General features: G+C 59.8%; 29 protein-coding genes, 1 tRNA gene and 1 pseudogene. 26 read left to right on the forward strand and 5 right to left on the reverse strand.

Annotated features, from left to right (window positions below; translation table 11 throughout):
- Window positions 1-12 precede the first annotated feature (12 nt).
- The 17 genes and pseudogenes from ACF8O8_RS21565 (at window position 13) to ACF8O8_RS21645 (ending at window position 16,451) form a co-directional block, all read left to right on the forward strand.
- Window positions 13-888 carry a head maturation protease, ClpP-related gene (locus tag ACF8O8_RS21565; RefSeq protein ID WP_392510426.1) on the forward strand — a complete coding sequence of 292 codons (876 nt, stop codon included), beginning with the start codon at window positions 13-15 and terminating at the stop codon, window positions 886-888.
- Window positions 889-902: 14 nt separating this feature from the next.
- Window positions 903-2,117, forward strand: coding sequence for a phage major capsid protein (locus ACF8O8_RS21570; RefSeq protein WP_392510427.1), 1,215 nt, complete (start codon window positions 903-905; stop codon window positions 2,115-2,117).
- A 40-nt stretch (window positions 2,118-2,157) separates the two neighbouring features.
- Window positions 2,158-2,547 carry a hypothetical protein gene (locus ACF8O8_RS21575; RefSeq protein ID WP_392510428.1) on the forward strand — a complete coding sequence of 130 codons (390 nt, stop codon included), beginning with the start codon at window positions 2,158-2,160 and terminating at the stop codon, window positions 2,545-2,547.
- A gap of 3 nt (window positions 2,548-2,550) precedes the next feature.
- Window positions 2,551-3,027, forward strand: coding sequence for a head-tail connector protein (locus ACF8O8_RS21580; RefSeq protein WP_392510429.1), 477 nt, complete (start codon window positions 2,551-2,553; stop codon window positions 3,025-3,027).
- The gene (locus ACF8O8_RS21585; protein WP_392510450.1) at window positions 3,027-3,368 is read left to right on the forward strand and encodes a phage head closure protein; all 342 of its coding nucleotides are present in this window, start codon (window positions 3,027-3,029) and stop codon (window positions 3,366-3,368) included. Before ACF8O8_RS21580 ends, ACF8O8_RS21585 begins: the two co-directional genes overlap by 1 nt.
- Window positions 3,361-3,846, forward strand: coding sequence for an HK97-gp10 family putative phage morphogenesis protein (locus ACF8O8_RS21590; protein WP_392510430.1), 486 nt, complete (start codon window positions 3,361-3,363; stop codon window positions 3,844-3,846). The genes ACF8O8_RS21585 and ACF8O8_RS21590 overlap by 8 nt, the downstream gene beginning before the upstream one ends.
- The gene (locus ACF8O8_RS21595) at window positions 3,843-4,211 is read left to right on the forward strand and encodes a DUF3168 domain-containing protein (protein WP_274139305.1); all 369 of its coding nucleotides are present in this window, start codon (window positions 3,843-3,845) and stop codon (window positions 4,209-4,211) included. Before ACF8O8_RS21590 ends, ACF8O8_RS21595 begins: the two co-directional genes overlap by 4 nt.
- Window positions 4,212-4,274: 63 nt before the next feature.
- A pseudogene (locus tag ACF8O8_RS21600) lies at window positions 4,275-4,616 on the forward strand (phage tail tube protein); the annotation flags it as partial.
- A 120-nt stretch (window positions 4,617-4,736) separates the two neighbouring features.
- On the forward strand, window positions 4,737-5,009 hold the full coding sequence (locus ACF8O8_RS21605) for a phage tail tube protein (RefSeq protein WP_274139337.1): 273 nt from the start codon (window positions 4,737-4,739) through the stop codon (window positions 5,007-5,009).
- Window positions 5,010-5,017: 8 nt separating this feature from the next.
- A complete protein-coding gene (locus ACF8O8_RS21610; RefSeq protein WP_392510431.1) occupies window positions 5,018-5,434 on the forward strand; it encodes a phage tail assembly chaperone family protein, TAC in 417 nt (138 codons plus the stop codon).
- Window positions 5,435-5,729: 295 nt separating this feature from the next.
- Complete coding sequence (locus ACF8O8_RS21615; RefSeq protein ID WP_392510432.1) at window positions 5,730-8,285, forward strand: phage tail tape measure protein; 2,556 nt, start codon at window positions 5,730-5,732, stop codon at window positions 8,283-8,285.
- Window positions 8,286-8,297: 12 nt separating this feature from the next.
- On the forward strand, window positions 8,298-8,444 hold the full coding sequence (locus tag ACF8O8_RS21620; protein ID WP_392510433.1) for a hypothetical protein: 147 nt from the start codon (window positions 8,298-8,300) through the stop codon (window positions 8,442-8,444).
- A gap of 31 nt (window positions 8,445-8,475) precedes the next feature.
- On the forward strand, window positions 8,476-8,934 hold the full coding sequence (locus ACF8O8_RS21625) for a transposase (protein WP_392510434.1): 459 nt from the start codon (window positions 8,476-8,478) through the stop codon (window positions 8,932-8,934).
- On the forward strand, window positions 8,931-9,410 hold the full coding sequence (locus ACF8O8_RS21630; protein WP_392510435.1) for a DUF1833 family protein: 480 nt from the start codon (window positions 8,931-8,933) through the stop codon (window positions 9,408-9,410). Before ACF8O8_RS21625 ends, ACF8O8_RS21630 begins: the two co-directional genes overlap by 4 nt.
- 2 nt (window positions 9,411-9,412) lie before the next feature.
- Window positions 9,413-9,790 (forward strand): hypothetical protein, encoded by a 378-nt coding sequence (locus ACF8O8_RS21635; RefSeq protein WP_274082987.1) that lies wholly within the window; start codon window positions 9,413-9,415, stop codon window positions 9,788-9,790.
- Window positions 9,787-12,843, forward strand: coding sequence for a host specificity factor TipJ family phage tail protein (locus ACF8O8_RS21640; RefSeq protein ID WP_392510436.1), 3,057 nt, complete (start codon window positions 9,787-9,789; stop codon window positions 12,841-12,843). The genes ACF8O8_RS21635 and ACF8O8_RS21640 overlap by 4 nt, the downstream gene beginning before the upstream one ends.
- A 56-nt stretch (window positions 12,844-12,899) precedes the next feature.
- Complete coding sequence (locus ACF8O8_RS21645) at window positions 12,900-16,451, forward strand: hypothetical protein (protein ID WP_392510437.1); 3,552 nt, start codon at window positions 12,900-12,902, stop codon at window positions 16,449-16,451.
- 42 nt (window positions 16,452-16,493) lie between these two features.
- On the opposite strand, the gene ACF8O8_RS21650 is transcribed toward ACF8O8_RS21645, so the two are convergent.
- Window positions 16,494-16,901: a hypothetical protein gene (locus ACF8O8_RS21650; protein WP_392510438.1), complete on the reverse strand. Its 408-nt coding sequence runs from the start codon at window positions 16,899-16,901 to the stop codon at window positions 16,494-16,496.
- A 127-nt stretch (window positions 16,902-17,028) separates the two neighbouring features.
- On the opposite strand from ACF8O8_RS21650, the gene ACF8O8_RS21655 reads away from it, so the two are divergent.
- From ACF8O8_RS21655 to ACF8O8_RS21675, 5 genes are all read left to right on the forward strand, one after another.
- Entirely contained in the window at window positions 17,029-17,466 is a 438-nt protein-coding gene (locus tag ACF8O8_RS21655) for a structural protein P5 (protein WP_392510439.1), read from the forward strand.
- Entirely contained in the window at window positions 17,463-17,978 is a 516-nt protein-coding gene (locus tag ACF8O8_RS21660) for a DUF2514 family protein (protein WP_392510440.1), read from the forward strand. Before ACF8O8_RS21655 ends, ACF8O8_RS21660 begins: the two co-directional genes overlap by 4 nt.
- A 201-nt stretch (window positions 17,979-18,179) precedes the next feature.
- A complete protein-coding gene (locus ACF8O8_RS21665) occupies window positions 18,180-18,509 on the forward strand; it encodes a superinfection immunity protein (protein WP_197879306.1) in 330 nt (109 codons plus the stop codon).
- A 104-nt stretch (window positions 18,510-18,613) separates the two neighbouring features.
- Complete coding sequence (locus ACF8O8_RS21670; protein ID WP_392510441.1) at window positions 18,614-18,838, forward strand: hypothetical protein; 225 nt, start codon at window positions 18,614-18,616, stop codon at window positions 18,836-18,838.
- Window positions 18,839-19,260: 422 nt separating this feature from the next.
- Window positions 19,261-19,506 carry a pyocin activator PrtN family protein gene (locus tag ACF8O8_RS21675; RefSeq protein WP_392510442.1) on the forward strand — a complete coding sequence of 82 codons (246 nt, stop codon included), beginning with the start codon at window positions 19,261-19,263 and terminating at the stop codon, window positions 19,504-19,506.
- Window positions 19,507-19,600: 94 nt separating this feature from the next.
- On the opposite strand, the gene ACF8O8_RS21680 is transcribed toward ACF8O8_RS21675, so the two are convergent.
- The gene (locus tag ACF8O8_RS21680) at window positions 19,601-19,819 is read right to left on the reverse strand and encodes an AlpA family transcriptional regulator (protein ID WP_392510443.1); all 219 of its coding nucleotides are present in this window, start codon (window positions 19,817-19,819) and stop codon (window positions 19,601-19,603) included.
- Window positions 19,820-20,635: 816 nt separating this feature from the next.
- Between ACF8O8_RS21680 and ACF8O8_RS21685 the strand changes: the two genes are divergently transcribed.
- From ACF8O8_RS21685 to ACF8O8_RS21695, 3 genes are all read left to right on the forward strand, one after another.
- Window positions 20,636-20,712, forward strand: a tRNA-Val gene (locus tag ACF8O8_RS21685).
- A gap of 131 nt (window positions 20,713-20,843) precedes the next feature.
- A complete protein-coding gene (locus tag ACF8O8_RS21690) occupies window positions 20,844-21,413 on the forward strand; it encodes an SPOR domain-containing protein (RefSeq protein ID WP_003250559.1) in 570 nt (189 codons plus the stop codon).
- A 98-nt stretch (window positions 21,414-21,511) separates the two neighbouring features.
- A complete protein-coding gene (locus ACF8O8_RS21695) occupies window positions 21,512-21,937 on the forward strand; it encodes a GTP pyrophosphokinase (protein WP_274145479.1) in 426 nt (141 codons plus the stop codon).
- 3 nt (window positions 21,938-21,940) lie between these two features.
- On the opposite strand, the gene ACF8O8_RS21700 is transcribed toward ACF8O8_RS21695, so the two are convergent.
- From ACF8O8_RS21700 to ACF8O8_RS21710, 3 genes are all read right to left on the reverse strand, one after another.
- Window positions 21,941-22,633 (reverse strand): endonuclease, encoded by a 693-nt coding sequence (locus ACF8O8_RS21700; protein ID WP_392510444.1) that lies wholly within the window; start codon window positions 22,631-22,633, stop codon window positions 21,941-21,943.
- Between the two features lie 6 nt (window positions 22,634-22,639).
- Complete coding sequence (locus tag ACF8O8_RS21705) at window positions 22,640-22,882, reverse strand: DUF1654 domain-containing protein (RefSeq protein WP_004574330.1); 243 nt, start codon at window positions 22,880-22,882, stop codon at window positions 22,640-22,642.
- Between the two features lie 215 nt (window positions 22,883-23,097).
- Window positions 23,098-24,186, reverse strand: coding sequence for an asparaginase (locus tag ACF8O8_RS21710; RefSeq protein WP_003250634.1), 1,089 nt, complete (start codon window positions 24,184-24,186; stop codon window positions 23,098-23,100).
- Window positions 24,187-24,553: 367 nt separating this feature from the next.
- Here ACF8O8_RS21710 and ACF8O8_RS21715 point away from each other — a divergent pair, with 367 nt between their 5' ends.
- The gene (locus ACF8O8_RS21715) at window positions 24,554-25,513 is read left to right on the forward strand and encodes a sugar ABC transporter substrate-binding protein (RefSeq protein WP_020191894.1); all 960 of its coding nucleotides are present in this window, start codon (window positions 24,554-24,556) and stop codon (window positions 25,511-25,513) included.
- The last annotated feature ends 16 nt before the right edge of the window (window positions 25,514-25,529 follow it).

Here is a 25,529-nt window from a genome sequence, read left to right on the forward strand (position 1 = left end):
CTGGAGTAACCCATGACTCTCAAGACACTACCGGCAGCGCCGGCGGTGCGGCCGCACGCGCGCGTCGAATCCGATCTCCTGCCAAAGGCCATGGAGCGCTGGAATCCAGCGATCAAGGCTGCAGCCGGGGACGATTCCACCACCATCACCATGTACGACCCGATCGGCATGGACTGGTGGACGGGCGAGGGCGTTACCGCCAAGCGCGTCAGCGCTGCACTTCGAAGCATCGGCGACAAAGACATCACCGTGAAGATCAACAGCCCAGGCGGAGATGTTTTCGAGGGCTTGGCGATCTACAACCTGCTGCGCGAGCACAAGGGCAAGGTAACCATCCAGGTGCTTGGCCTGGCCGCCTCAGCCGCCTCGTTCATCGCCATGGCCGGCGATGAGATCCAGATCGCCCGAGCTGGTTTCATGATGATCCACAACGCTTGGACCATCGCCGCTGGCGACCGGAACGACTTCACCGAAGTCGCAGACTTCCTCGACCAGATCGACGCGACCCTGGCTGACATCTACTCGGTCAGGACGGGCGATGAAGCGTCGGCGATGCGCGCCCTGATGGACGTTGAAACTTGGATGGGGGGCAGCACGGCCGTGGATGCCGGTTTTGCTGACGGCTTGCTTCCATCGGACGCGGCACAGGAAGACCCGCAAGCCATTGCGCCGCAGCAGGTCGCGGCGCGACGCCTCGACACAATCCTGGCCAAACAGGGCATGCCCCGCTCCGAGCGGCGGTCCCTGATCCAAGAACTCAAAGGTGGTACGCCTGGCGCTGCCCCTTCCGGTACGCGCAGCGCTGCCGACAACCAGGCCGATCTGGCCATCCACTTTGCCGATCTACAAGCCGCGATGTCGCGGTTCTCGGCAGCAGCCCTCAAGTAACCGGAGAAGATCCCATGGCAGAAAATACCGCTGACCTGTTGAAGCAGGTTTCCGCCGAGCTGAAACAGGCCACCAGCGATTTCAGCAAGCAGGCTGAGAACGCACTGGCCGAGGCAAAGAAGGCCGGCAGCCTGTCCGAAGAGACCAAGAACGCAGTCGACGAACTGGCGACCAAGTTCAACAGCCTGACGGAGGCTGAAAAGCAGCTTAAAGCCCAACTGGGCGAACTCGAGCAGGAATTTGCACGCCTGCCCGCGCCTGGTACACCGGCGGCTCGTGATAGTGCTGGCGGCGTGGTGATCAAGAGCGAGGGACTCAAGCAGTTTGCGGCCAACGTCGAGGGCGGCAAGCGCATCAGCGTTCCTGTTCAGGCGGCTCTGCTGAGCGTCAACGTGCCAGGCACCATCGTTGCTCCTGACCGGCTGCCAGGTATCGACGTCGCGCCAAAGCAGCGCCTGTTCATTCGCGACCTGATTGCCCCGGGCCGAACCACATCGAACACCATCTACTGGGTGCAGCAGACCGGGTTCACCAATCGCGCGTCGGTCGTGCCTGAGAACACCACCAAGCCGTACAGCGATATCGCGTTCGCTGAAAAGATCACTCCGGTGCGCACCATCGCCCACATGTTCAAGGCTTCGAAGCAGATCCTCGACGATTTCGCCCAGCTCCAGTCGATGATCGACACCGAGATGCGCTTCGGCCTGAAGTACGTCGAGGAGCAGGAAATTCTGTTCGGCGACGGCACTGGCGCACACCTCGAGGGTATCGTCCCACAGGCCTCGGCGTTCAGTGCCGCATTCGAAGTTGAGCAACAGAACGGCATCGATGACCTTCGTCTGGCTATGCTCCAGGCCCAGCTGGCTCGCCTGCCAGCTTCCGGCCACGTCTTGCACTTCATCGACTGGGCGAAGATCGAGCTGACCAAGGACACCCTGGGCCGCTACATCCTGGCGAACCCGCTGGGCCTTGCTGGTCCGGTGCTGTGGGGCCTGCCGGTGGTGGCCACCGAAATCGCCGCTTTCCAGGGCAAGTTCCTGACCGGTGCCTTCCAGACTGGTGCGCAGCTGTTCGACCGTGAAGATGCGAACGTGGTGATCTCCACCGAGAACGCCGACGACTTCGAGCGCAACATGATCTCGATCCGTGGTGAGGAGCGTGTTGCTCTGGCCGTGAAGCGTCCCGAGGCCTTCATCTACGGCAACTTCACCGCGCCGACTACCCCTTGACCCTAAACGGGCCGCCCGCGTGGCGGCCCTGGAGGTAAACATGAAACTGAAAACCCTCAGGCCTCTTTACCTGGGTGGGCAAACGCTGGTGGAAGGAACCCCTTTCGAGACCATCGAGCAGCACGGTCGCGAGCTCATCCTCAAGGGCTACGCCGAACCGGACACTTCTGAAAGTGCAGTTGCGGTAGATTTGACGAAGCCTTTGGCGAATGGCCAAGGGGTACTTACCAGCGAATCTCTGGTCGGGGGAAATCCTAACAGTCCACCGCCTGCAGCAGTACGTGTTCTCAGTCTCAAGCAGGAAGGCCACGGCAAGTGGATCATCATCGGCGAAGACGAGAAGCAGGTAGGCGATTTCGTGGGCAACAAGGCTGACGCCCAGAAGGAACTGGATCGACTGGCTGCTGAGGCCAAGCCGGCGCAGGAGTAAGCCATGTCTGTTATTGCCATCGATATAGCCATGCACCACCTCCTGGCCGAACCTGACGACCAGGTGCTGGTCCAGGCTCAGCTCGATGCGGCGGAGGAGGTGGCGATGCAGTTTCTCAATCGGCGCTTCTACCTGGACCAGGTGGCTCTCGACGAAGCCCGCGCCGGCGTACCAGCGTCCATGCAGCAAGCCAAGGAAGCGAATGCAACGGCGGTCGCTGCTGCGGAGGCGGAGCAAGATCACACCCTGCGATGCCGTTTGCTCGAGCACGCCCGGGAGGCGCTGGCCGAGGCTTATGACCAGGCAGACGCCATCGCCTACGGCATGGTGATCAATCCTGCGATTCAGGCGGCCTGCCTGCTGAAACTTGGCCACCTGTTCGCCAATCGCGAGGAGGTCGTCACCGGCACCATTGCGACTGAGTTGCCGCTGGCTTCCCAGCATCTGCTGATGCCCTACCGCATCCGGATGGGTGTGTGATGCAGGCCGGCAAGCTACGTCACCGGATCGACATCGAGGAGTTCATCGCCGTCCGCGACGAAGAAAGCGGTGAGTTCGGTGAGCCTGACTGGGTGTCGAAGTGGCCGAGGTGCCCGGCCAGGGTTGAGCCGTTATCAGCTCGCGATCTGGTAGCGGCGAAGGCGGCCCAGTCCGAAGCCACGGCGCGTATGGTGATCCGGTATCGCCAAGGCCTGCTGCCCTCTATGCGTATCATCTACCGCGGCGAGGTGTACAGCATCGAAGGCCCGCCCCTAGAAGACGATAAGTCAGGTCAGGAATACCTCACCATCCTCGTGTCGAAAGGGGTGAAAGATGGCTGACAACGTTGAATTCAGCATCACCGGCTTGGATAGCCTGCTGGGGAATCTTGCCTCAGTCAGCTATGACGTTCGTCGAAAGGGTGGACGGGCGGCGTTGCGCAAGGCCGCCCAGGTGGTGATGCAGAAAGCCAAGGACGGCGCCGAGCGGATCGACGACAAGGCAACCGGCCGCTCGATCTCTGACAACATCGCCCTGCGCTGGAACGGCAAGTTGTTCAAGCTGACTGGAGACCTCGGCTTCCGGATCGGTGTGCTGCACGGCGCCGTGCTCAAGGATGGCGGTGACCTCAGCCCGAACTCACCAACGCCGCACTGGCGCCTGATCGAATTCGGTACCGAGAACATGGCAGCTGTTCCTTTCATGCGTCCAGCCCTGGCCAACAGCATCAGTGAGGTGACGGCCACCTTTGTCAGTGAATACGAAAAGGCTATCGACCGCGCCATCCGGCGCGCTGCGAAGAAGGCTGCATACTCATGACACCACCTATTTTTCAGATCTGCTCCCAGGCCACAGGCGTCACTGCGCTGCTCGGTGCTGGCGCGAATCTGCGGCTCTACTCATTTGGCGAGGCCCCGCAGGATGTGGCCAAGCCCTACGCAGTGTGGCAGCTGGTCAATGGAGAACCGGAGAACTACCTGGCCGGCCGGCCAGATGCTGACGGTGTAACGCTGCAGATCGACATTTACGGCACCACCGGCACTTCAGTGCGACAGGTGCGCGATGCCATACGAGACGCCATCGAGTTGCGTGCCTACGTCACCCGGTGGGGCGGCGAGGGTCGCGACCCAACCACAAAGAATTACCGAGCTAGCTTCGATGTGGACTGGATCGTCCACCGGTAGCTGATCAATACCCCAATAGCCCGCCCAGTGCGGGTTTTCTTTTGCCCGCAATTGGAGAAACCCATGGCGATTCTCGCTCAAGGCACCCAGATCTATGCCCTGGTGCCCAAGGTAGGTACCCCATCCCAGTTTGAAGTCATGGAAGTGGAGTGCGCGACCGCCTTCAACCCGGGCGGTAACCCTGCTGACCAAGTCGAGGTTACCTGCCTCAGCGACCGCGTTCGCAAGTACCTGCGCGGTCTGCGCACCCCTGGCCAGGCTTCGCTGACCCTGAACGTCGACCCGCGTAACGCCTCTCACGTGCGCCTCCACCAAATCTCGGAAGATGACTCGATCGAAAGCATCCGATGGGTTGTGGGCTGGTCGGACGGCACCGACATTGCTCCGACTGTTGGCGTTGCCGGCGCACTGGCTGCGATCGAGTTGACCAATGGCGGTACCGGCTATACCACTGCCCCGACCGTCGCGTTCTCGGGGGGTGGAGGCACTGGCGCCGCAGCAACCGCAATCATCGAGGATGGCAAGGTGGTCGGCTTCAACATCACCAATGCCGGCTCCGGCTACACCAGCGCGCCGAGCATCACCCTGACCGGTGGCGCTGGATCTGGCGCGGCGGCCTCCGCAGTCCTGGGCGATGCGGATGATTTCGTCCTGCCCCCGACCCGCACCTGGTTCCTGTTCGACGGCTACGTCTCCGACTTCCCGTTCGACTTCGCGGCCAACGCGGCGGTTACCACCGCGGCGACCATCCAACGTTCGGGCGGTTCTGCCTGGATCCGTAAAACCACCAGCGCCTGAGGCAAGTGATGAAGCTGACGCTCGATTCGTTGAAGAAAACCGGCTCGTTCACTGGCCGGCCCGTGGCAAAGGAAATCACTTGGCGGCAAGGCGACGAGACCTTTACCGCGACTGTGTATGTGCGTCCGTTGGGCTACCAGGCAGCGGTGAGCGATGTTCTGGCGGCTGGCGGCAAGCAAGACAACATTGCCGGCCGCATCGCCGCGGCCATCTGCGATGAGGAAGGCAACACTGTCTTCACTGTGCTGGACATCACCCATGGGCCGCTTGATCCGGTGGAGCTCGCCAAGGATCCAGATAGCACCAAGCGCCTGGGGGCCTTGGACGGCAATCTCACTGTCGCCCTGATGGTGGCGATCAATGAGGTGACCAACATGGGAAAGACACCGAGCTCAGCGACCTCGACGAGTTCTGGCACGAGTTAGTCCTATGCGGCGTCGGGGGCAGGACGATCGCCGAGGCGAAAGAGCGGATCAGCATCCACGAGTTTCGCTCCTGGATGAAGTACCGCAGCCGCCGCGGATCCCTGCACTTGGGAATGCGCTTCGAGCGTGGCACGGCTCTGTTGGCCACGCTTTACGCGAACACCCACACAAAGGACGGCGGCTACACCGTTTACGACTTTATGCCTCACGAGTCCGCGCCTGCGCTGACGCTTGAGGAGGCCATGAAGACATGGGCGTAGTCGAACTCTGAGCCAGCGATCAGCAGGAGAAAGGCATGGCAAGTAAATCGCTGGGTACGCTGACCCTGGACTTGATCGCCAAGATTGGCGGTTTCACAGGGCCGCTTGACCAGGCCAGCCGTGAATCGCAAAAGCGCATGGCTGAGATCAAGAAGTCGGCTGAGAACCTCGGCAAAGGCATCGGTACCGCCTTCGCCGCGGTGCCGGCCATTGTCGCTGGCCTGGTCACCAGTTCGGCCATGGCGGCGAAGGAAATCACCAACCTTTCGAACCTGGCAGGCCTCACCACCACCGAGTTCCAGCGTTACGCTGCCGGCGCTGCTTCAGTCGGAGTAGAGCAGGACAAGCTGTCTGACATCTTCAAGGACACCAACGACAAGATCGGCGACTTTCTGGCTACTGGTGGCGGCGAGCTCAAGAACTTCTTCGAGACCGTCGCGCCAAAGGTCGGCGTGACCGCTGAGCAGTTCCGCAACCTGAACAGCGCCGACGCGCTGCAGCTGTATGTGACCAGCCTGCAGAAGGCGAACGTGAGCCAGGCTCAAATGACCTTCTTCATGGAGGCGATCGCCGACGAAGCCACGGCTCTGGTGCCGCTCCTGGCTGATGGGGGCAAGAAGTTCAAGGAGTACGGGGATGCCGCGCAGCAGGCCGGCATGATCCTGGACGAGCAGACCATCGGCGCTGCTCAGCAATTCAGCACAGAGCTTACGGTTATCGGCCAGTACGCCAATTCTGCGAAGACAGCCCTGGCGGCCGAGTTCATGCCGGTACTGGCCCAACTCGCAAAAGACCTTGCCGGCACCACGAAGGAGGCCGGCGGGCTTCGGAAAGTTGTTGGCGAATTCGCCAACGATTTCATTGAGGTGACCGCCGTTACTGCCAGCTTGGCTGACGGCATCGGCCGGACCTTCAAGGTGGTGGCCGCCGGTATTGTGAGTGGGTTCTCCACCACCATGGCCTATCTGCAGAGCATCGGCGCAACGGCCAACACTTTGCTCGGTGCTGTGACCTTCGGCGACATGTCGAAGGACTTCAAGGCCAACGCTGACAAACTGACAGCGGATGCCATTGACCATGCTCGAACAGCCAGCACCGTCATGGAGGAGGTTGCTGAGGCGTTCAACAAGCCTTGGTCTGGCGACACGATCCGCGCCTATGTGAAGGAAGCCCGAAAGGCTGCCTCCGAGCTTCCCAAGATCGTTCCACCTGGTGGGCAAGGCGCCGGCTTCGTCGGCCAAACGGACGAGCAGAAGGCAGCTCAGAAGGCGGCTGAAGCAGCAGCCAAGAAGCTGAATCAGTCCTTCGAGACCGCTGAGGAGAACCTGAAGCGGCAGATTACGCTGATCAATACCAGCACTGACGCCCGGAAAAACGCTACTGAGGTGGCAAAGCTGCAGTTCGAAATCGAATCTGGGAAGCTGGTCGGGATCAACGCCAAGCAGCAGGAGCGCCTGAACGGTTTAGCGGCTGAGCTTGACCGATTGCAGCAGCTAAAGAAGGCGAACGAGGACGCAGCGAAGGCCCAGGCCTTCGCCGATACGCTGTCTCAAGCGAACAGGACTGCCCGTGAAGGGTTCGACCTCGAGTTAGCGGGCGCTGGGAGCGGTGACAAGCTGAAGGAGCGGCTGAAGGCTGACCTGGCTATCCAGCAGGATTACCAGAGCCAGCTGGCGGACCTGCAGAAGCAGTACAACGGCGGCGATATCAGCGAGGAGCTATACAAGCAGGAAACCGAACTGCTGCGCCAAGCGCTTGAAGAGCGCATGGAGATCCAGCAAGACTATTACGCTCGGCAAGACGAGGCGCAGAACAACTGGCTGGACGGTGTCTCATCTGCTTGGGAGAACTACCGCGATGCCGCGGTAGATTACCAGCAGCAAGCTGCTGATTTCACGGCCAGCACTCTGGACAGCATGACCAGTTCGGTTGGCGACGGCATAGCCTCGATGATCTTGGAGTCGCAGAGCCTGGGTGACGCTTTCGTCAATGTCGCTTCGACCATGGCCAAGAGCATTATCAATGCCTTGGCGCAAATGGCCGCCGAGTGGCTGGTTTATCAAGCGGTTCAGCTGGTGGTGGGCAAAGCAACGCAGGCCAGCGCCGTACCCACCTTGATCGCGAACGCTCAGGCCACGTCTTTCCAGGCTCAGCTGGCTGCGTTCGCAAGCACTGCGGCCATCCCAATTGTCGGCCCAGCGCTTGCGCCTGGCGCGGCATTCGCGGCCGCAGCGGCTACAGCGCCTATGGTTGCGGGCGTGGCCAGCGCTGCGCTGGCCGGCATGGCGCACGACGGTATCGATTCCATCCCAGAGGATGGCACCTGGTTCCTTCAGAAGGGCGAGCGGGTGACCACTGCTGAGACCAGCGCAAAGTTGGATCGCACCTTGGAAGACGTTCGATCCAAGCAGAGCGGCGGCGGGACTGTCGTAAACATCATCGGTGACCGGAGCAAAGCCGGCACGGTGGAGCGAAGAACTAACCCTAATGGGCAAGAGGAGGCAGATGTTTTTGTTTCCGATATTTGGGGTGGCGGCGAGCGCGCGCAAGCACTCGAAGCTGCCTACGGCCTGAAGCGAAGTGCGAGTTAAGCAGAGGTTTTTATGAGCGAAGTAGAGACCCAGCCCGAACAAGGTCTTGAGGAGGTTGCAGATCAGCCTATTCCGGAGCCAGCCGATGAGAAAGAGCAAGCCATTCAGCGCCGGTTTTCCAGAATTGAGGAAGCGCTCGGCCTCAGCCCATTTACTTAATACCAGCCACAACGGATACAGGGGTTGAGGAATGGCCGTCATTGATTACCCCAAGCAACTGCCGACACCGCTGCAAGACGGTTATGCGCTTGATACCCAGGATCCTGTTTCACGCACGCCGATGGTTACTGGGCGGGTCAGGACTCGCATCAGACATAGCTATGTGCCGCTGTATGTCGACGCCACATTGATTTTCAACGGGAAGCAGAAGGCTTTTTTTGAGGCATGGTACAGCCGGATCTTGAAAGAGGGCACCGAGTGGTTCAACTGTCCCCTGAAGATCGACGATGTGGTGCAGATGTACGAGGTCCAATTTGCTCGAATCTACGAAGGTCCGAAGCTAGTTCAATTGTCATTCTGGCGGTACACGTTCCGACTAATGCTACGCAGAAAGCCATTGATTCCAGCTGGATGGGAGCATTTCCCTGAACTCTGGTTTGGTATGGAAATCATCGACTTGGCAATCAACAGGGAGTGGCCAGAAGCATGAGCCTGATCGAGGAGTGTTATGCCTCGGGCAGAGGCGAGCTAGTCGACACCATCGAGGCGCGGAAGGAGGGCGGCACTGTCTCGCACTGCTACTGCGCTGGCTGGGAAGATCGAGTATGCACCACTGAGGACGGTCGCACGTTGACCTTCATCGCTATGGCGATGGACCTAGGCCTACCGAAGAGCGACAACAGTGCGTTCCAGAGCATTGTGCTCGGGATGGATAACGTCACTGGAGAGGTGCAGGAAGTAGTTGAGGGGGCAAAGGAGGACGACGAGCGCTTCATCATCACCATCCGGCGCTATCTCGCCGAAGATCTTTCGTTTCCGCAAGAGCGATATCGGATGACCCTGCTCAGCCGGGAGTATGAAGACGGCATCGCCAAGCTGACTTGCGGCTTTATGGATCTACTCAATACCAACGGCATGCGTGAGTTCCTCACCGCGACAAAAGCCCCTGGCCTGAAGTACCTCTAACCATGATCGAGAAATTCATGCGCGCCCCGTACCGCGAGGGTGCACGGGGGCCTATTGCCTTCGATTGCTGGGGGCTGTGCATCGCCGTGCGTCACGAGGTGTTCGGACTGCCGCTTTTGCCCAGCCTGGGTGCCGTGGGCAAGAACAAGCTCAGGGCCAACACCGAGGCCTATCACGACCTGCGCCAGGGTATGGAGGAATGCTCGCCGGAGCCCGGCGCCATTGCTGCCGTGTTCCGCGGAGCGCTGTGCCTGCATGTGGGCGTGGTGGTGGAAAGCGAAGGGCGCCTGAAGGTGCTGGACACAAACCCCGGCGGCGCATGCCTCCGGACGACAGGCGAGTTCGAAGCCGCTCACCCAAGGGTGGTGTATTACCGATGATCGAATTTTACCCGAATAAGCTGAGCAACACGGCTCCGCTCGGCACCTGGAAGACCGACCGCCGCATGTCGATCGAGGAGTGGCTGAAGTCCCTGGCCCCATCCTACGAGCGCCGGGAAAGCCCGCCAATCAGCATTGTGCTGAACGACGAGGTGATCGCGCAGCACTTGTGGCACAAGGTGAAGTTCAAGCCCGCTGACCTGCTGCAGATCTACCGCGAGCCCAAAGGTACTGACCCGTTCTCCATCACCTTCGCCCTGTTCAAAGGCGCCAAGGCGGTGCTGAAGTCGATCATGCCCAAGATGCCCGGCATGCCATCCAGCGCCGGCACGCAGCAGGGCGACCCGCTGACAGAGGCCAGCGCCAAGGGCAACAAGGTCAAGCTTGGCGAGCCGGTGCGCCAGATCGCCGGCCATCAGCGGGTCTACCCATCGTATCTGACCCAGCCGCGCCGATATCACGTAGCGCCGCGTGACCAGCGCGTTGAAATGCTGCTGTACATCGGTGAGGGCGAATACGAAGTTCCATTGACCAAGGTGAAGGTGGGCGAAACCCCGTTGATTTCCTTGGGCGCCGACGCTTCGTTCACGATCTACCCGCCAGGCGCTGACCTTTCGGCAGATCCGGCCCACATCAACTGGTTCAATGTGCCAGAGGTGGGGGCAAGCTCGAGCGGTTCGGCCGGCCTGGAGCTGACGATGGCTACCGAGCTAACCCGTTCGGCCACGGCCTCCGCCTACCAGTTCGTTGGCGACACCATCAGCGTGCCGGCCGGCTCAGGCCAGTTCCCGGCCGACTGGTCGAACGGGATCATCATCCGCGTGCTTTCGCCATACACCTACACGGTGATCGACGGCGGCGCCGGGCGCGACATCATCCGTGGCCCGCTGGAAATGCTGAACCCCACGGTCGGCATGTCAATCGAGGTTGCTGGGGCAAACGCTGGCCTGTACGTGGTGAACAGCTACACGCCATACAGCCCAGGCGTTCCGGCAAACCCTGGTACCGCGTCCACGCTGACCGGATCGGCCGCGCCAACTCGGTATGACTTCAACGCAACGCCACTGACTTTCAGCCTGGTTCGTGGCGGTTCTTCGTACTCGATTACGCTCAATACGGCGACCACCGACCTCACCGGCTTGGTTTCTGAACTGAACACCCAGCTCAGCGGCAAGCCATTCCAGGCACAGCAAAGCAGCGGGCGCCTGCGCTTCGTCGAGCTGACCCCGTTTGCTGGCCAAGCCATCACTGCGACCGGTGCATCCACCATCCTGGGATCTTCTCCCGCGGGATCGACAGGGGCGGCCACGACCAGCGCAATCCCTGAGCAGCCAGCTGAAATGACGTTGGACTACGACGGCGGCGCGCCTGTGGTTGGGCTTGCGTTGGGTCAGGGCCTGGCTACCATCGGCCCGCGCGGGCTCCGGTATCGGATCACAGCCTTCAGCACCAGCCTCATCGAGGTGGACCGGCTTACCTCGTCGGGCTCGACCGATGCAGGCTGGCCTGGCTTCAACAACATGCAGACGGTCAACGGCCTGGTCACGCTGGACGCTTCTAACCTGCAGGGCGGATACCGCGGCCCGTTCGCCTGCTGCCCTGAAAGCGAGAAGGTCACCGAGCTGGAGTGGACGGTCACCTACGCCAACGGCTTGGCTGGTATCGGCCGGGAAGGGCAGATATACGAGATTCCGACCTACTACGTGTTCGAGTACCGCGACATGGATGTGGCAGGGGCCTGGACGGTTATTGAGCTTGAGAAATTTGGCGGCTCGCTAGACGCCCAAGGATTCACAGAGCGGATTTTCCTGCCCTACGCCATGCGGCCAGAGGCTCGCGTGCGAAAACTTTACAAGGATCGCCCAGGGCGGATAAACGACGAAGCCCGCGACGATGCAACCTGGACAGATCTGCGTGGGCGCATGCTGAACTCCCCCATCAGCTATCCCGGTTTGACTGTGATGACCTGCAACATCAGGGGCGGTGACAGGCTATCTGCGCAGTCCGAGAGTCAGGTGAATGTTGAGGCAACCCGCATCTTGCCGCTTATGGATGCGAGCAAGGGCCCTACCCGGGATATCGCCCCTTGGTGCATCCACCAGCTCAAAGAGCGCGGTTACACCAATGAAGACCTTGATCTGCCTGAATGGCACGCCTTCCACGATCTGTGTGTGGCGAGGGGGGACACCTACGACGAGACGCTGGATTCGACGATCACCGTCAAGGATATGGTGAACAATGCTCTGGCCTGCGGCTTCGCGGAGCTTGTGACTTTCCGGGGCCTGCTGCGTCCGGTTCGTGACAGTGCCCGCGCCGCGTTCGATTTGACCTACGGCCCGAAGACACAGACCTATTCGCCACAGAACATGACCAAGATGCTCAAGATCAGCGGAGCGATGCCGTCGATCAACGACTTCGACGGCGTGGATGTGGAGTTTTTCTCGCGCACCACCTGGGCGTGGGAAACGGTCGAGTGCCGGTGGCCAGGTGACCTTGGCTCCAAGGTCGAGAAGATCAAGATGCCAGGTGTCAGCGACAAGACCAGGGCATGGCGTATCGGCATGCGCCGGCGTGGCCACCAGAAGTTCCGGACCGACATCTACACCTGGGAAACCGAGATGGACGGCAGCAACAGCGGCTACCTGAGCTTCGCAGCCGTTGCAGACGATGCACCTAAGCGTTGCCAGAGTGCGATCCTGCTGGACTTCACTGTAACCGGGTCGGGCACTCTTCTGCACAGTTCGGAGCCAATGGACTTTAGCGCCGGAGGTGAGCACCGCGTCGGCGTGCGCAAGCTAGACGGCACGCTATCTGGTCCCTGGACCGCCACACAGGTGGACCAGTACACGTTGCGGGTGGACGCCCTAGATTTCACGCCAGTGGTGGATGGCCCGCTTGAGCCGCCACATATCCTGTTCGGACCCACCGCTCGCTGGGCTTACCCGACGTTGATCACCAGCTCAGATCCAGGGAAAGACGGCAACGTCGCGATGAAGGGCATGCCCTACGACGCCCGCGTTTATACCTATGACGATCAACTCCCGCCGGTCTGACCGGACCCTGTCGAGCAAGCCCGCCCAGTGCGGGCCTTTTTTTGCCCGGAGATCCCATGCGCTACAACACCAATAACCCGGCTCCCAGCAATGACCCGCGCGATCTAAACGACAACGCCATCGGATTTGATGAGGGTATGGTCAGTCTGGAAGAAACGTTTATAGATAGATTTGGACGTCAGCGATACACGTGGCAGGCCTACCACAACCTGGTTATCGATGCGAAAGCCCAGATTGATCCAACTGTCGAAGCTGCACAGGAGGCGGTCAATTCGACAGCGGCTGCTGCCATCTCCCAGATGGAGGAGACCGCCGCCAACCTTGGCGACGACCTCAACAACAAGCATGCCAGCACCTATGCGCAACTCGTTGCGATGCCCCAGACTCGCGATGGCGTGGTCGGCGTGGTTGATGCGGACCCTGACCAATCCAAAAATGGCTGGTACTACTGGAACAACAATACCAAGGTTTGGGTTTACTTCCAGAACCAGCCAGTTCAGACGATCCAGCTGACAGCCGCAGAGCTTGCGGCCACTTCCGCGAGTCCTGTCTCCGATCTTGCGAACGTGGCTTCATGGTCTGGCGAGGCGACCAATGGCGGAACGCTGGTGCGCCGCTCGAACCGTCCAGTGGGCATCAATGTTCAAGCCGGCAGTGTTGGGGTCGTGAGCTACATTCTGGCCATGCTTCCTACCGCAAGCGTGAACCCGGTGAGCCTGGTAGGAACCACTATTCAGGTCGTAGTGACCGGTCGCTATACGGGTGATTTCGGGGCCGGCATCAAATTCAGAACCGACAGGGCATTTCAGGTTACCCGTTCGGGCGTGGCCACCAACGTCGGTCGAGTTGTCGCTGAGAGTTACGATAACGGGCTCTATCGTCGAGTTGTGGAATACACCGTAACTGCCCAGGATTCACAAATCGGCGTGTTGCTTAGCTTGGCGTCCGGCCCGGCGGCTCTATCTGATAGTCGCGTCGTTATCGATCGTGTTGCGTACGGCATCGTGTCCGTCGCTGCTAGGCTGACACCCTACAACAACGCCAACCTCGAGCGCTCCAAGGCGTTCGATGAGGTGAACGCCTCGGCTGGCCTGTCTTGGAAATGGGAGCCGGCCACAATCACCACCGGCTTTGCCGTATTGTCAAACGGTGCAACCTCTCTGCCTGCGGGCGCGATCGCCCCGAATATCGCCGGCATCCAAATCCCCTCTGGATCTGCTGGCGGCAACTCCCAGTTCTACAATGTGCTGCGACCGGACGCTGATCAGGTAAAAGCCCTGGCAGGATCGACCATCCGTCTCACATCGGTCTACACGGTCACTGATCAGGCGATCAACCTCGTTGACTTCGTGCTGAGCGCAGGTATGCGTGCTGCCCGCGGCTCTGCCACAGGTACATCCGAGGTTACTGCGACGCTGGTTGATATCCGCCAGGAGGGTACGACCCTCACCAAGGTTGTGGATTACATCGTTGACGCGACCGACACCCAATGGGCTGTAAGCCTTGCTGTGCACGGCTCTTCCCCCATTCAAGCATCCGCTGTTCAGCTTCAGTTCAAATCCCTGACGTGGTCCGTCTTAAGCGGTGCCGGCCTGAAGCGTGCGGCAGACGTTGCATTTGACGCCAGGTTCTCTGATTCTTCTAAGGTTGCTGTTGACCCTCTGAGAATCACATCTGGCGATGTCATGAAGAAAACGATCGTGACTGGTGGTGCCGACGTTAACGGCGCAGTGTTGGCCTACGAGAACGGTATTATCGTCGGCTTCGATATACCCGCCGGCAAATCGGGAGCCGGGGTCTACAACCGGATCATGATTCCTTTCGACTCAGCCACGTTGGCGGAAATCGTCGGAAAAACGATAAGGATGACGCTCGAGGCGGAGGTTAGCGCGACTTTCCAGGCTGAGAAACAGCTGCGCACAGACCGAGGCGTCTACGTCGAAGGCGTCGGTAATGCTGGCACCCTCATCAGCGAGAGCTTCACCGGCACTCACTATGTGCGGGTGGTTGAGTATGTCGTCGCAGCGAACGCTGTTACGTTCGGCCCGGTTGTGAGCTACACCGGGAGCTCAGTTTCTGCCAATGCCAACAGCTTCCGCATCAAGGGCCTGCGCTGGTTCGTCAAAGAGGTCAACACCCCGGGCGTAAGCGCGCAGGACGTCATGCTGGACAAGAGGCTGAGCGAGCTGGAGGGTAGACAGTCCGACTCGAACAAGAACTATTCCGGCGCGCTCAAGGTGACAGGAACTACCGAGGACACGGTCTCCATTCTCGGATTCACCGCGACAATCCAAGCGTATAACGTGAGCCGCATGGGGTCGCCGATCAATACCCTGCAACAAAACCTTGCGGTGGACGCTCCTGCGACTGAGGCGGTGACGGATTTCCCGTTCACATTGATCGCAGCGCCCAGCGGAGGCCTGGCGCCCGGTTCGCGCCTGCCACATCAGTATTCGTCCGCGCGCGTCGTCAAGCGAGATTCTGATGGGGTGGTACTCACTGAAGGCGTTGATTATGCAGTGAAGCCAAACACCTGCTACATATACGGTCTGCTCGATATAGCCAACGTTCCGTGCACAATCAGCTATACCGGACACCTTCACCGATATGACCTTGTTTCGCTGAACCCTTCCAATAGCGCCATCGTCCTGACCAAGGGCGCTGGTCGGGCCATTGACCCTGAGGAATACAAGCCCCTTTTGCCGGAAGGAAACATAGCCCTCAACGAGATCTATGTGTACCCAGCTGGCATCGATATCATGCAGACATGGCGCTTCCGTGGGCTTCGTGACCAGCTGGCTTCCCAGGCGTATGAAGACTGGTTAGCGTACTGCAGGTCTGTTCTTCCGAAGACTCTCGCCAAGCTGCGTACCGGGCAGAAAATCCGCCTGATCGGATATGGCTCAAGCTCGGTAGATATGGGGCTCGGCAACCTTTCACCGCTCGTGCCAAACGAAAACCGAGATCTGGCCACATTCTTCGACAGGATTCCGGCTGATACCCGGGCCAAGTATCCGACCTACGACAACACGGACCCCGACTTTGCCTGGTCGACGCGATCGGATCATGTGAAGTTCGGTTTCATGTGGAAGTTGATCGAGGCCATGCGGGAGCGGTGGGGCGCAGATGTGGAGTATCGAAACTGGGGGGTGGGCGGCACCAATTCTTCGAACAGTATCACCAACGGCGTGATGAACGGTGCCTACCCTGACCGTCTGAACGCCATGATTGCAGACAATGGTGATTTGATGGTCCTGGCGTTCGCCAACGGCCTCGGGGCTAGCTACTGGTACAGCTCACACAAAACCATCATCGAGGCCTTCAAGGCTCAAGGAGGGGAGGTGATTGTGCTGACTTCGCCCAGGCTGAACGTGTACGGACAGGCAAGCCCGGGCGACACAAACTGGAAGAAGGCCTACGACGACAGCATCCAAGTGGCTCTGGATACCGGAAGCGCCTACGTGCCTACCAGCCTAATTGAGGGGCCTGGGGTGGAAGGCAATAGCGGTATCAGCGTGCGCAACATGAGCAACGCCAACCTGGTGAACCACGGTGGTCCGATTCAGTTGGAAAACACCGGTCACTTGATGGCGATGATCATCCCGTGATGATGGTCCGGGCTGAAACGCCCGGGCCCATGCCGCACATGCTTAAAATAGAGCCACTAGAGACGCAACCACTGCACTGATCATCGGTGGCACCCAGGACTCTCCAAGAGCTCCGAGGATGTTTCGGATCAATCCCTTGTCTGGGTTGCCTGACTTGAATTGATCAGAAATCTGCTCCAGCGCTTTGATGAGCGCGGCGACCTGTTCTTCCATGGCCTGGTCGCCTGCTCCCCTGGCGAGTTGAACCGAGGAGCCATCGACGGAAACCCTGTTCGCAATGGTTTTGGTTTTATAACCACCGCCGGTAGCGGAAATTATTTGCCCGATCCCCCCGTTCGTGACCGAAACCTGATGACCTACGACTTTGAGCTCGATGCTGAACTGACAGGGTTCGTTCCTCAGACTATCCACCATGCCGTCTATCACGCGCGCTGCAGATTGATGATCCATTGCTTACCTAACCTATTTGGCTTGATTGCCGGATAACTTATTAGCGCAGGTTCGCGCGGTTTTCCACCGATCAGTCTCAACCCACACGGCCCGCCATGCGCGGGCTTTTTTTCGCCTGGAGAAAAGCATGTCCACACCTCGCGGCATCCGTAACAGGAACCCCGGCAACATCGACTACAACCCCCGTAACGACTGGCAAGGCCAGATCGGCAAGGAGCCCGGCGGCCGGTTCGCCATCTTCGACACGCCAGAGAACGGCATCCGTGCCTTGGGCAAGTTGCTGATCAACTACCGGGGCAAGGACGGTATGCCCGGCGTGGGCGGGAAGGGCATCGACACCGTGCTCGAAACCATCAACCGCTGGGCGCCGAGCAACGAGAACGATACTCAGGCCTACGCCAGCGCCGTGGCCAAGCGCTTGGGCGTGCGCACCACCGACCCGATCAATATCAAGGCCGCAGCGACTCTGCGCGGTATGGTGGTGGGCATCATCATCCACGAGAACGGCGGCAACCCGTACCCGCCGGCGATCATCGATGAAGGCGTGCGGCGGGCCCTGGCGTGACCTGGCTCGGCGGGGTACCGGGCTGGTGCTGGTGGCTGATCGCGCTGGTTGTCGTGGCTGGCGGCCAGCAGTACCGGGTGGTGGTCGCCCAGGGCGCTACGGCCCAGGCCCGAAAAGAACTGTCAGATTACCGCCTGCAGGGAGCTGAGCGCGACCGGCGCGCCGCTGCCCAGGCCAGAACCGAAGAACAACGCCGCCAAGCTGTGGCGGACAAGGAGGGCGAGAGTGCACGACAACAACTGGAACTGGCCCAGGGCCGCGCCGCTGCTGCTGAGTCTGCTGCTGGTGGGCTGCGGGGCGAAATCGATCGACTTCGCGCCGGCCGAGCAGCCACCTGCGGTGCCATCGCTACCCAGCAGCGCCAGGCAGGAACCTCTGCCGTCGTGGTGCTCGGGGGACTGCTTGAAGAAGCTGACCGAATGGCGGGTGACCTCGCAGCAGCGCTTGAGCGAAGCCGAATAGCGGGCCTGGCGTGCGAGGCAGTGATCGACGGCATGAAGGCGAGTCGCTGACCGGCTGTTTTCCCGGATCTTGGCGCTATCGCCCAAGGCAAGCTGGCTGAAGCTTAGACAGTGTCAAGATCACCGGTCAGCAATGCGAGAGCGACTACGACTCTCTGATTCGTTCAGCTCGAGGCTGGAGAGAGCCGGACCACTTCGTTGTGATCATTCTCGCGGTAGTGGTAGATTTCCTAGACATACAAGGAGTTGTGCATGCCCACTACAGATACAATCGCGTCCTACATCTCGCTCGCCGTTTGTGCCATTTTGTACCTTCTGCCGGCGATCAATGCCAAGAGCCGAAAGCACCCCAGCGCTGGTGCTGTCTTCCTTCTGAATTTTTTCTTAGGCTGGACTGTGATCGGCTGGCTGGCCGCACTCATCTGGTCGGCAACTGCCACTACAACGCACATCACGCCGGCGAACCCATCTGCGAGAGAGGACAAGTATCAGAAGCTTGAGAGACTTGGAAATCTCAAAGAGAAGGGGCTGATCACAGCAAATGAATACGACGTCGAGAAGAACAAGATCCTGAACGGCTGAGCTGCCCGACGGAAGGCGGTGGCTAGCGCTTAAGCTAAGTGTGGGAGCCGGCCTGGCGTGCGAGTCCATCTATAATGGCCTGACCAAATGAGCAGGTCACCGGAATGGACAAGCGCACCTTCATCGGCATGGTTGAGGCCGGCGAGCCGCTGATTCAGCAGGCCATCGACGCAATGCGGGAGTATCACCAGGCCCAGGACAATGGCGCGCCAGCCGAGGAGGTCGAGCGGCTGCGTCTGCTGGCTGAGTCCCTTTTCCAAGCTGTATCCGACTATCAGCTCAGGGCCGTGGCCAGGGCGCGAGGCAAGGATTTGCCACCACTGCATTAATTTTGCTTTTTGCCTGTGCGGTCCTGCCGACAGAATGCTCTAGCCCCATTCGTCCATCCCCGATAGAACTAGTGCTCCAGATCTGCTGGCGAGTGAACGGCGATGACCAAGGAACATCAGATCCTCCCGCGTATCCTGAGATGCGGGGCAGCTCCTAGTTACCTAGGCATGTGTAGGGACGAATTCAACAAGACGGTACGACCTTATGTCAGAGAGTTCCGTATCGGCGTTCAAGGCGTGGGCTTTGATCGGTACGAACTCGACGATTGGGTTGATGCCTACGTGGCCAAGAACTCGATTGGGGGCAAACCTAGGTTTATAGCGGAATCATTCCCACGCCAGGCGCGTGAAGCGTCAACCTATCAAGGGCTCACTTTTAAAGAGACTCTTGAGTTGGTCGCGCCCAAGAGAAGGAAGAAGGTATGAAAACTGCCTTCATCCTTATGGCCCAGTACGATGGTCTTGCCGTCATACCCCTGGGCCGCGTGTGCGCTGATTATTTTCCGCACCTCAGCCCGACAAAAATGAAGATCAAGATCGCCCGCGGTGAAATTCGCTTGCCACTTATCGCCATGGAGCGCAGCCAAAAGTCATCTCGGGGCGTGCACGTGACTGACTTGGCAGAGTACATTGATGCCCGCCGTGCAGAGGCCCAGAAAGGGATGTAAAAGGGTCGCTGCGGGGCCTTTTACATTCGTGCAGCGAAGCGCGGGCCGTGATCATGATGATTCCCGCAGCGACCGAATCCATCATAACGTTGGTTTACAGTCGGCCATTTTCAGCCGACGAAGTGCTGTCAACAACGGACGACATCCATTCCGAGATAGTAGACTGAAGCCAGGCAACGGAGTTGGGGCCGAGCCGAACCTGTCGCGGAAACGTACCCTCGCGCATCCGCCGGTAGATGGTGTTCCTTCCCATCCCCGTCACGGATATCACCTCATCAATCCGCATGAAGCGATCAGTCGCTGCTGAAATCATGCTGACCTCCAGTCCCGAGCCGCTATCTCACGCTGGTAAGCGTTGGCGGAGGTTTCCGCTTGCGTCCAGGCTTCGATTGCTGCCCGCCGCGTTGCTCCCAATCTTTGAGAAACTCTCTAACAGATTCGAGCCGCCAACAGATCCGCCGACCCTGCCTGAAGAAAGGGGGTAGCCATGCTGCCCGAGTTTGCAGGGCGCTTCGTATGGCGGATTCGGAGCGGCCGAGTAGTTTGGCCAGCTCAGGAATGTGGAGAATCTCAGGATCCATGGCAGGCTGCTCAAATGACCTGGTGGCTGTCTGGAGCGCTATCTCCAGTCTGCGCCGAGCCCCCAGTAGCTGCAATATTTTTGGCGTGCCGATTGGGTAAGATCGGCGCCAAGAAGGGTCTACGAGGGCTTCGTAAATACCCGCGCCACAGAATGGCGTGTCTCGCGTTAGTGGCGCGGGCGCTGCGTGAAATATTTTTTACGCAGGCCGATTTGCAAAACCCCATGCTAACTTATTGATTGTTATAGCCTTATTTTGGACTTTTTCGGGCAGGCCGCAGCCAAATTAATCCGATGTAAATCAATGACTTAGCATTTTTTCAGCCACCACCTTGACATGGTGGGGGTCGTTGGTTCGAGTCCAATTGTGCCTACCAAATCGAAAAAGGGGTGATCCGAAAGGGTCACCCCTTTTTTCATTGTCCATTGCCGCGCGAGCGGGAATACCGCGGCATGGACGCAAAGCGCTTTCATTCGAAAGTTTTTGATTTTTCTCAAAAAAAAGCTTTACAGGTACGCATCGGGCCACTAATATGCGCACCACACGACAGGCACATAGCTCAGTTGGTTAGAGCACCACCTTGACATGGTGGGGGTCGTTGGTTCGAGTCCAATTGTGCCTACCAAATCGAAAAAGGGCGATCAGAAATGATCGCCCTTTTTGCATTTGCGCCCGAAGCAGCGTGTAACGTTTGGTCGCGGTTCGGGGCATACCCGACGTGCTAGAATCCGCCCCTTCGAATCTGGAGGTACACGCGTGCGCAAACTGGCTGTGGTAATGGCAGTGCTCGCCCTGGCGGGCTGTGAGAACGAGGTCGAAGGCGTGCACAAGCAGGTGGCCGAACACCTGCATAACCCCAAGACCGCCAAGTTCGGCAACGTGCGGATCGACACCCAGGGCACCATCTGCGGTCAGGTCCGCGGCAAGGACGATGCCGGGCAGTACGAAGCCTACCGCAGCTACGTGGCGATCAAGCGCGATGGCCAGTACGACATCATCGTTGACGATACCGGCAACAACCTGCGTATCCGTGAACTCTGCGGCGGAGCCGACCTGCAGCGCCGTGCCGAGGCGCTGGCAGACCAGCCGGCGCCACAGGGGTGGGATGTGGAAGTGGTACAGGGCGCCAACATGGGCGCACTCAGCGATATGACGGCGCGCCTGATCGAAAAGGGCATCCCCTCTTCGGTGGAGTACCGTGACGGCAAGCCGGTGGTGCTGATGGGGCCGTTCCCCACCCGCGAAGAAGCGCAAGCGCGCAGGGATGAAGTGATGGCCAAGCTTGGTACCGATTCGGTGGTCATCCAGCACGGCGCAGCACGCTAAACCAGTAAAAGTGGCGCCGCAGCCAAGGCTTGTGTCAGGCGCCGTTCACACAAGTTTGGCTATGCTTGGGGTGGTAGCTGCCAAACGGGGAGGGCCTCATGTCTACACTGGAGCGGGCCATTGCCGTGGCCGCCAGGGCGCATGAAGGGCAATACGATAAGGGTGGGGCGGCTTATATCCTCCACCCTTTGCGCGTGATGATGCGGGTTTCCACACCTGAACAGCGGATTGTGGCGGTGCTTCACGATGTGATCGAGGACACCCCGCTGACCCTGTCCGACCTGGCGCGTGAGGGCTTCGCGCTGAAAATCCTGGCTGCGTTGCTGGCGCTTAGTCGCCGCGAAGGCGAGCCTTACCAGGATTTCGTAGTGCGCCTGGGCGACGACCCGCTGGCGCGCACCGTCAAGCTGGCCGATCTGGCCGACAACAGCGACCTCTCGCGCATCCCTTGCCCGGGCCCCGCCGACCTGGCTCGGCTGGCCCGTTACCGGGAAGCCAGCGCCTATTTGCAGGCGTTGGTCTGAGGATCAGCCGCACGCCTTGAGGTTGACCGGCCCCACGAACGCGTTTCCTCGCCCCATCACGCAGGCGACCTGTTGGTTGCGTTGCTGCTCCCAGGCTTGCGGCGGGTAGGTCTTGTTCCAGGCTTCGAACAGCTGGCGGTCCTGTTTGGACAGGCGCAGGTTGTACTGCTTGCTCATGTAGAAGTAGGTGCGGGCGATCATGCCGCGGATCGACGGGCGCGGCATCACCTTCCTCGCCTTGAAGTCGACCTGGGTCAGGCAGCGGCCATACTGGCCGCGTTGTTCTGGTAGCCAGCCGAAACTGAAGTTGCTGCGGTCGCCGTTGACCTCACCGATGCTGGGCACCAGGTTGTGCAGGTCGGCTTCGGCGCGTTGGTACACTTCGTCATGCTGCGAGCACTGCTTGCGTCCGCCACTCTGCCAGCACTGGCGCTGATGGCCGATCTGCCAGGCGGGTACGATGTGCTCCCACTCGATGCGTGACGCGCGCTGGGCATTCTTGCGTGGGGCATAGCCGCAGGAGGCCAGGTTGACCTTGTTGCCCTTGTATTTACAGCCGCAATAAAACTCGGTCGATTGTGGTGCATAGAGCTTCCAGGCGACCTTCTTGGCCTCCTGGAAGGTGCGCGGGGCGTCGGCTTGAGCAAGCGGAGTGGTCAGTAACAGGCAGGCTGCTGCGAAAAGCGAAACTCTCATGCGCAGTCAATCTTCCTTCGGTACGGTCCAGAAAATCTGCACACCGCCATCGTCGCGATGGGCGAGGGTGACGTTATCGTTTTCTGCGATCTCCTGAAGCAGGGTCTCCCAGTCATCCGGGCTTTCCTGTTCCAGGCGGAAGATCAGCGCCGCACGGCTGCGCTGGGCGGTGGGGCTGTTGATGATCTTCTGGATGCGTACACCCAGCTGTTCATAGCTGCTCGGGGTGGCGGAGGCGGTGCTGGACACAGGAATTCCCTTGTTTTTGCTGTATGCACATACAGTATTTCACTGTAAGTAAATTCGCAACAGCTTGTCAGGAGAAATCCAGCGTTGGCCTGTAAACCATGAGGCCGGTCAGAAAGGTAAACGATGTCGCCGGTTTGTAACCTCTGTGTCTACGCGGTTGAGGAATTGGCAACGAGGCCCTCAGAGCCGGCGCACCGGCCCTGAGGGGGAAGCACTCAGTACTCCCAGAAGATCCGCTGCAGCTCTTTGCTGTCCTGGGTCTTGGTCATCGCTACCATCGCCAGGATCCGCGCTTTTTGCGGGTTCAGGTCGTGAGCCACGACCCAGTCGTTCTTGTCATCCGGCTGTTCGGCATTACGCAGTACGAAACCACCCTGGTTGACATGCGACGAGCGGATGATCTGCACGCCGTTCTTGCGCAGTTCTTGCAGCGCCGGGACTACCCGCGACGATACCGAACCGTTGCCGGTACCGGCATGGATCAGCGCCTTGGCGCCGTTCTGTGCCAGGGCCTTGTAGGCGGTGTCGGTGACGTTGCCATAGCCATACGCAATGTCTACCTGCGGCAGGCTGCTGATCTGCTTGATATCGAACTCGGAATTGACCGTATGGCGCTTGGCCGGCAGGCGGAACCAGTACGATTTGCCTTCCACCACCATGCCCATCGGGCCCCAGGCGCTCTTGAAGGCTTCGGTCTTGATGTTGACCGCCTTGCTCACATCGCGGCCGGACTGGATCTCGTCGTTCATGGTCACCAGCACGCCCTTGCCACGCGACTGCTTGTCGCTGGCTACGGCCACGGCGTTGTACAGGTTGAGCATGCCGTCGGCGGACATGGCGGTACCCGGACGCATCGAGCCGACCACCACGATTGGCTTGTCGGTCTTCTCTACCAGGTTGAGGAAGTAGGCGGTTTCTTCGAGGGTGTCGGTGCCGTGGGTGATGACGATGCCGTCCACGTCCTTGCTTTCGGCCAGCTCGGCGACGCGCTTGCCCAGCTTCAGCAGGTCGTCATTGCTGATGCTCTCGGAGGCGATCTGCATCACTTGCTCGCCACGGACATTGGCGATGTCGGCCAGTTCCGGCACGCCGGCGATGAGCTTGTCGACGCCCAGCTTGGCAGCCTGGTAAGTGGCGCTGTTGGCAGCGCTGGCACCGGCGCCGGCAATGGTGCCGCCGGTGGCGAGGATGACCACGTTGGCCAGCTTCTGTTGGGTTTCGGCTTCTTTGGCCGAGGCGCTGGATGGCAGAATCAGCAGCAGGGCGAGTGCGCTGGGGGCGAAGGTTTTCAGTGCGGCATTCATCGTTATTGTTCTCGCTTCCTAGTGAGTTAGTTATTGAGTCGCGCAGGGCTACAGGCATTTTCCGTACCAAGGCACCACGCGTTGCCCGGGTTGGAGCGGCCTTGCGTTGCAATGGGCTGTGTAGCAGCCCCCGGCAATGTGTGGTGTTGCACCGAACCGCGCCTGCCAAAAGCGGCATTTCATTCGTAATACCGAACAAAAAAAGGAAAAGGGTTCGGTTTTCCGTAAAAGCCTGCATAATCGGCCCCAGCAGCACGCTGGCCTCCGACAGCCATGCGGATTTGACAAACAACGGTCCTGTTACCATAGTTGGTCAACGCAAACGTTTGCGATCCGACAAAAAACACAAGATTCGGAGTCATCGTTCATGAAGCTGCCGTTCCCCGGTCGTCTGCTGGCCCTCGCTGTCATTTCCTCGCTTAGCCTCGCCTTGCCATTGTCTGCCGCCCACGCTGAAGACAAGCCCAAGGTCGCCCTTGTCATGAAGTCGCTGGCCAACGAGTTCTTCCGCACCATGGAAGACGGCGCCAAGGACTACCAGAAAACCCATGCCGACGAGTTCGAGCTGATCGCCAACGGCATCAAGAACGAGACCGACACTGGCGAGCAGATCCGCATCGTCGAGCAGATGGTCAATGCCGGCGCCAAAGCGCTGGTGATTGCCCCGGCTGATTCCAAGGCGCTTGTGTCGGCGGTGAAGAAGGCCATGGACCAGGGCGTGGTGGTGATCAACATCGACAACCGTCTGGACCCTGATCTGCTAAAGAGCAAAGGCATCAGCGTTCCCTTCGTCGGCCCCGACAACCGCAAGGGCGCGCGCCTGGTTGGCGATTACCTGGCCAGCCAGAAGCTCAAGGCCGGCGACCAGGTGGGCATTATCGAAGGCGTGTCGACCACCACCAATGCCCAGCAGCGCACCGCCGGCTTCAAGGACGCCATGGACGCCGCGCAGATGAAAGTCGTCTCGGTACAAAGCGGCAATTGGGAGATCGACAAAGGCAACGCCGTCGCCGCCTCCATGCTCAACGAATACCCCGACCTGAAGGCCTTGCTGGCCGGCAACGACAGCATGGCCCTGGGCGCTGTGTCCGCCGTGCGTGCCGCTGGCAAGACCGGCCAGGTGCAAGTGGTGGGCTATGACAACATCAATGCCATCAAGCCAATGCTTGAAGACGGTCGGGTGCTTGCCACCCTCGACCAGGCGGCCAGCCAGCAGGCGGTGTATGGCATTCAGGCGGCGCTGAAAATGGTCAAGGGCGAAAAGCCTGATGTGGATGCCGACAACGTCATCCAGACCCCGGTCGAACTCATCACCAAGAAGCCCTGATGCTGCCAGGAGAATC

It is taken from the genome of Pseudomonas sp. TYF_14, from assembly GCF_043105275.1.
GTDB lineage: Bacteria > Pseudomonadota > Gammaproteobacteria > Pseudomonadales > Pseudomonadaceae > Aquipseudomonas > Aquipseudomonas alloputida.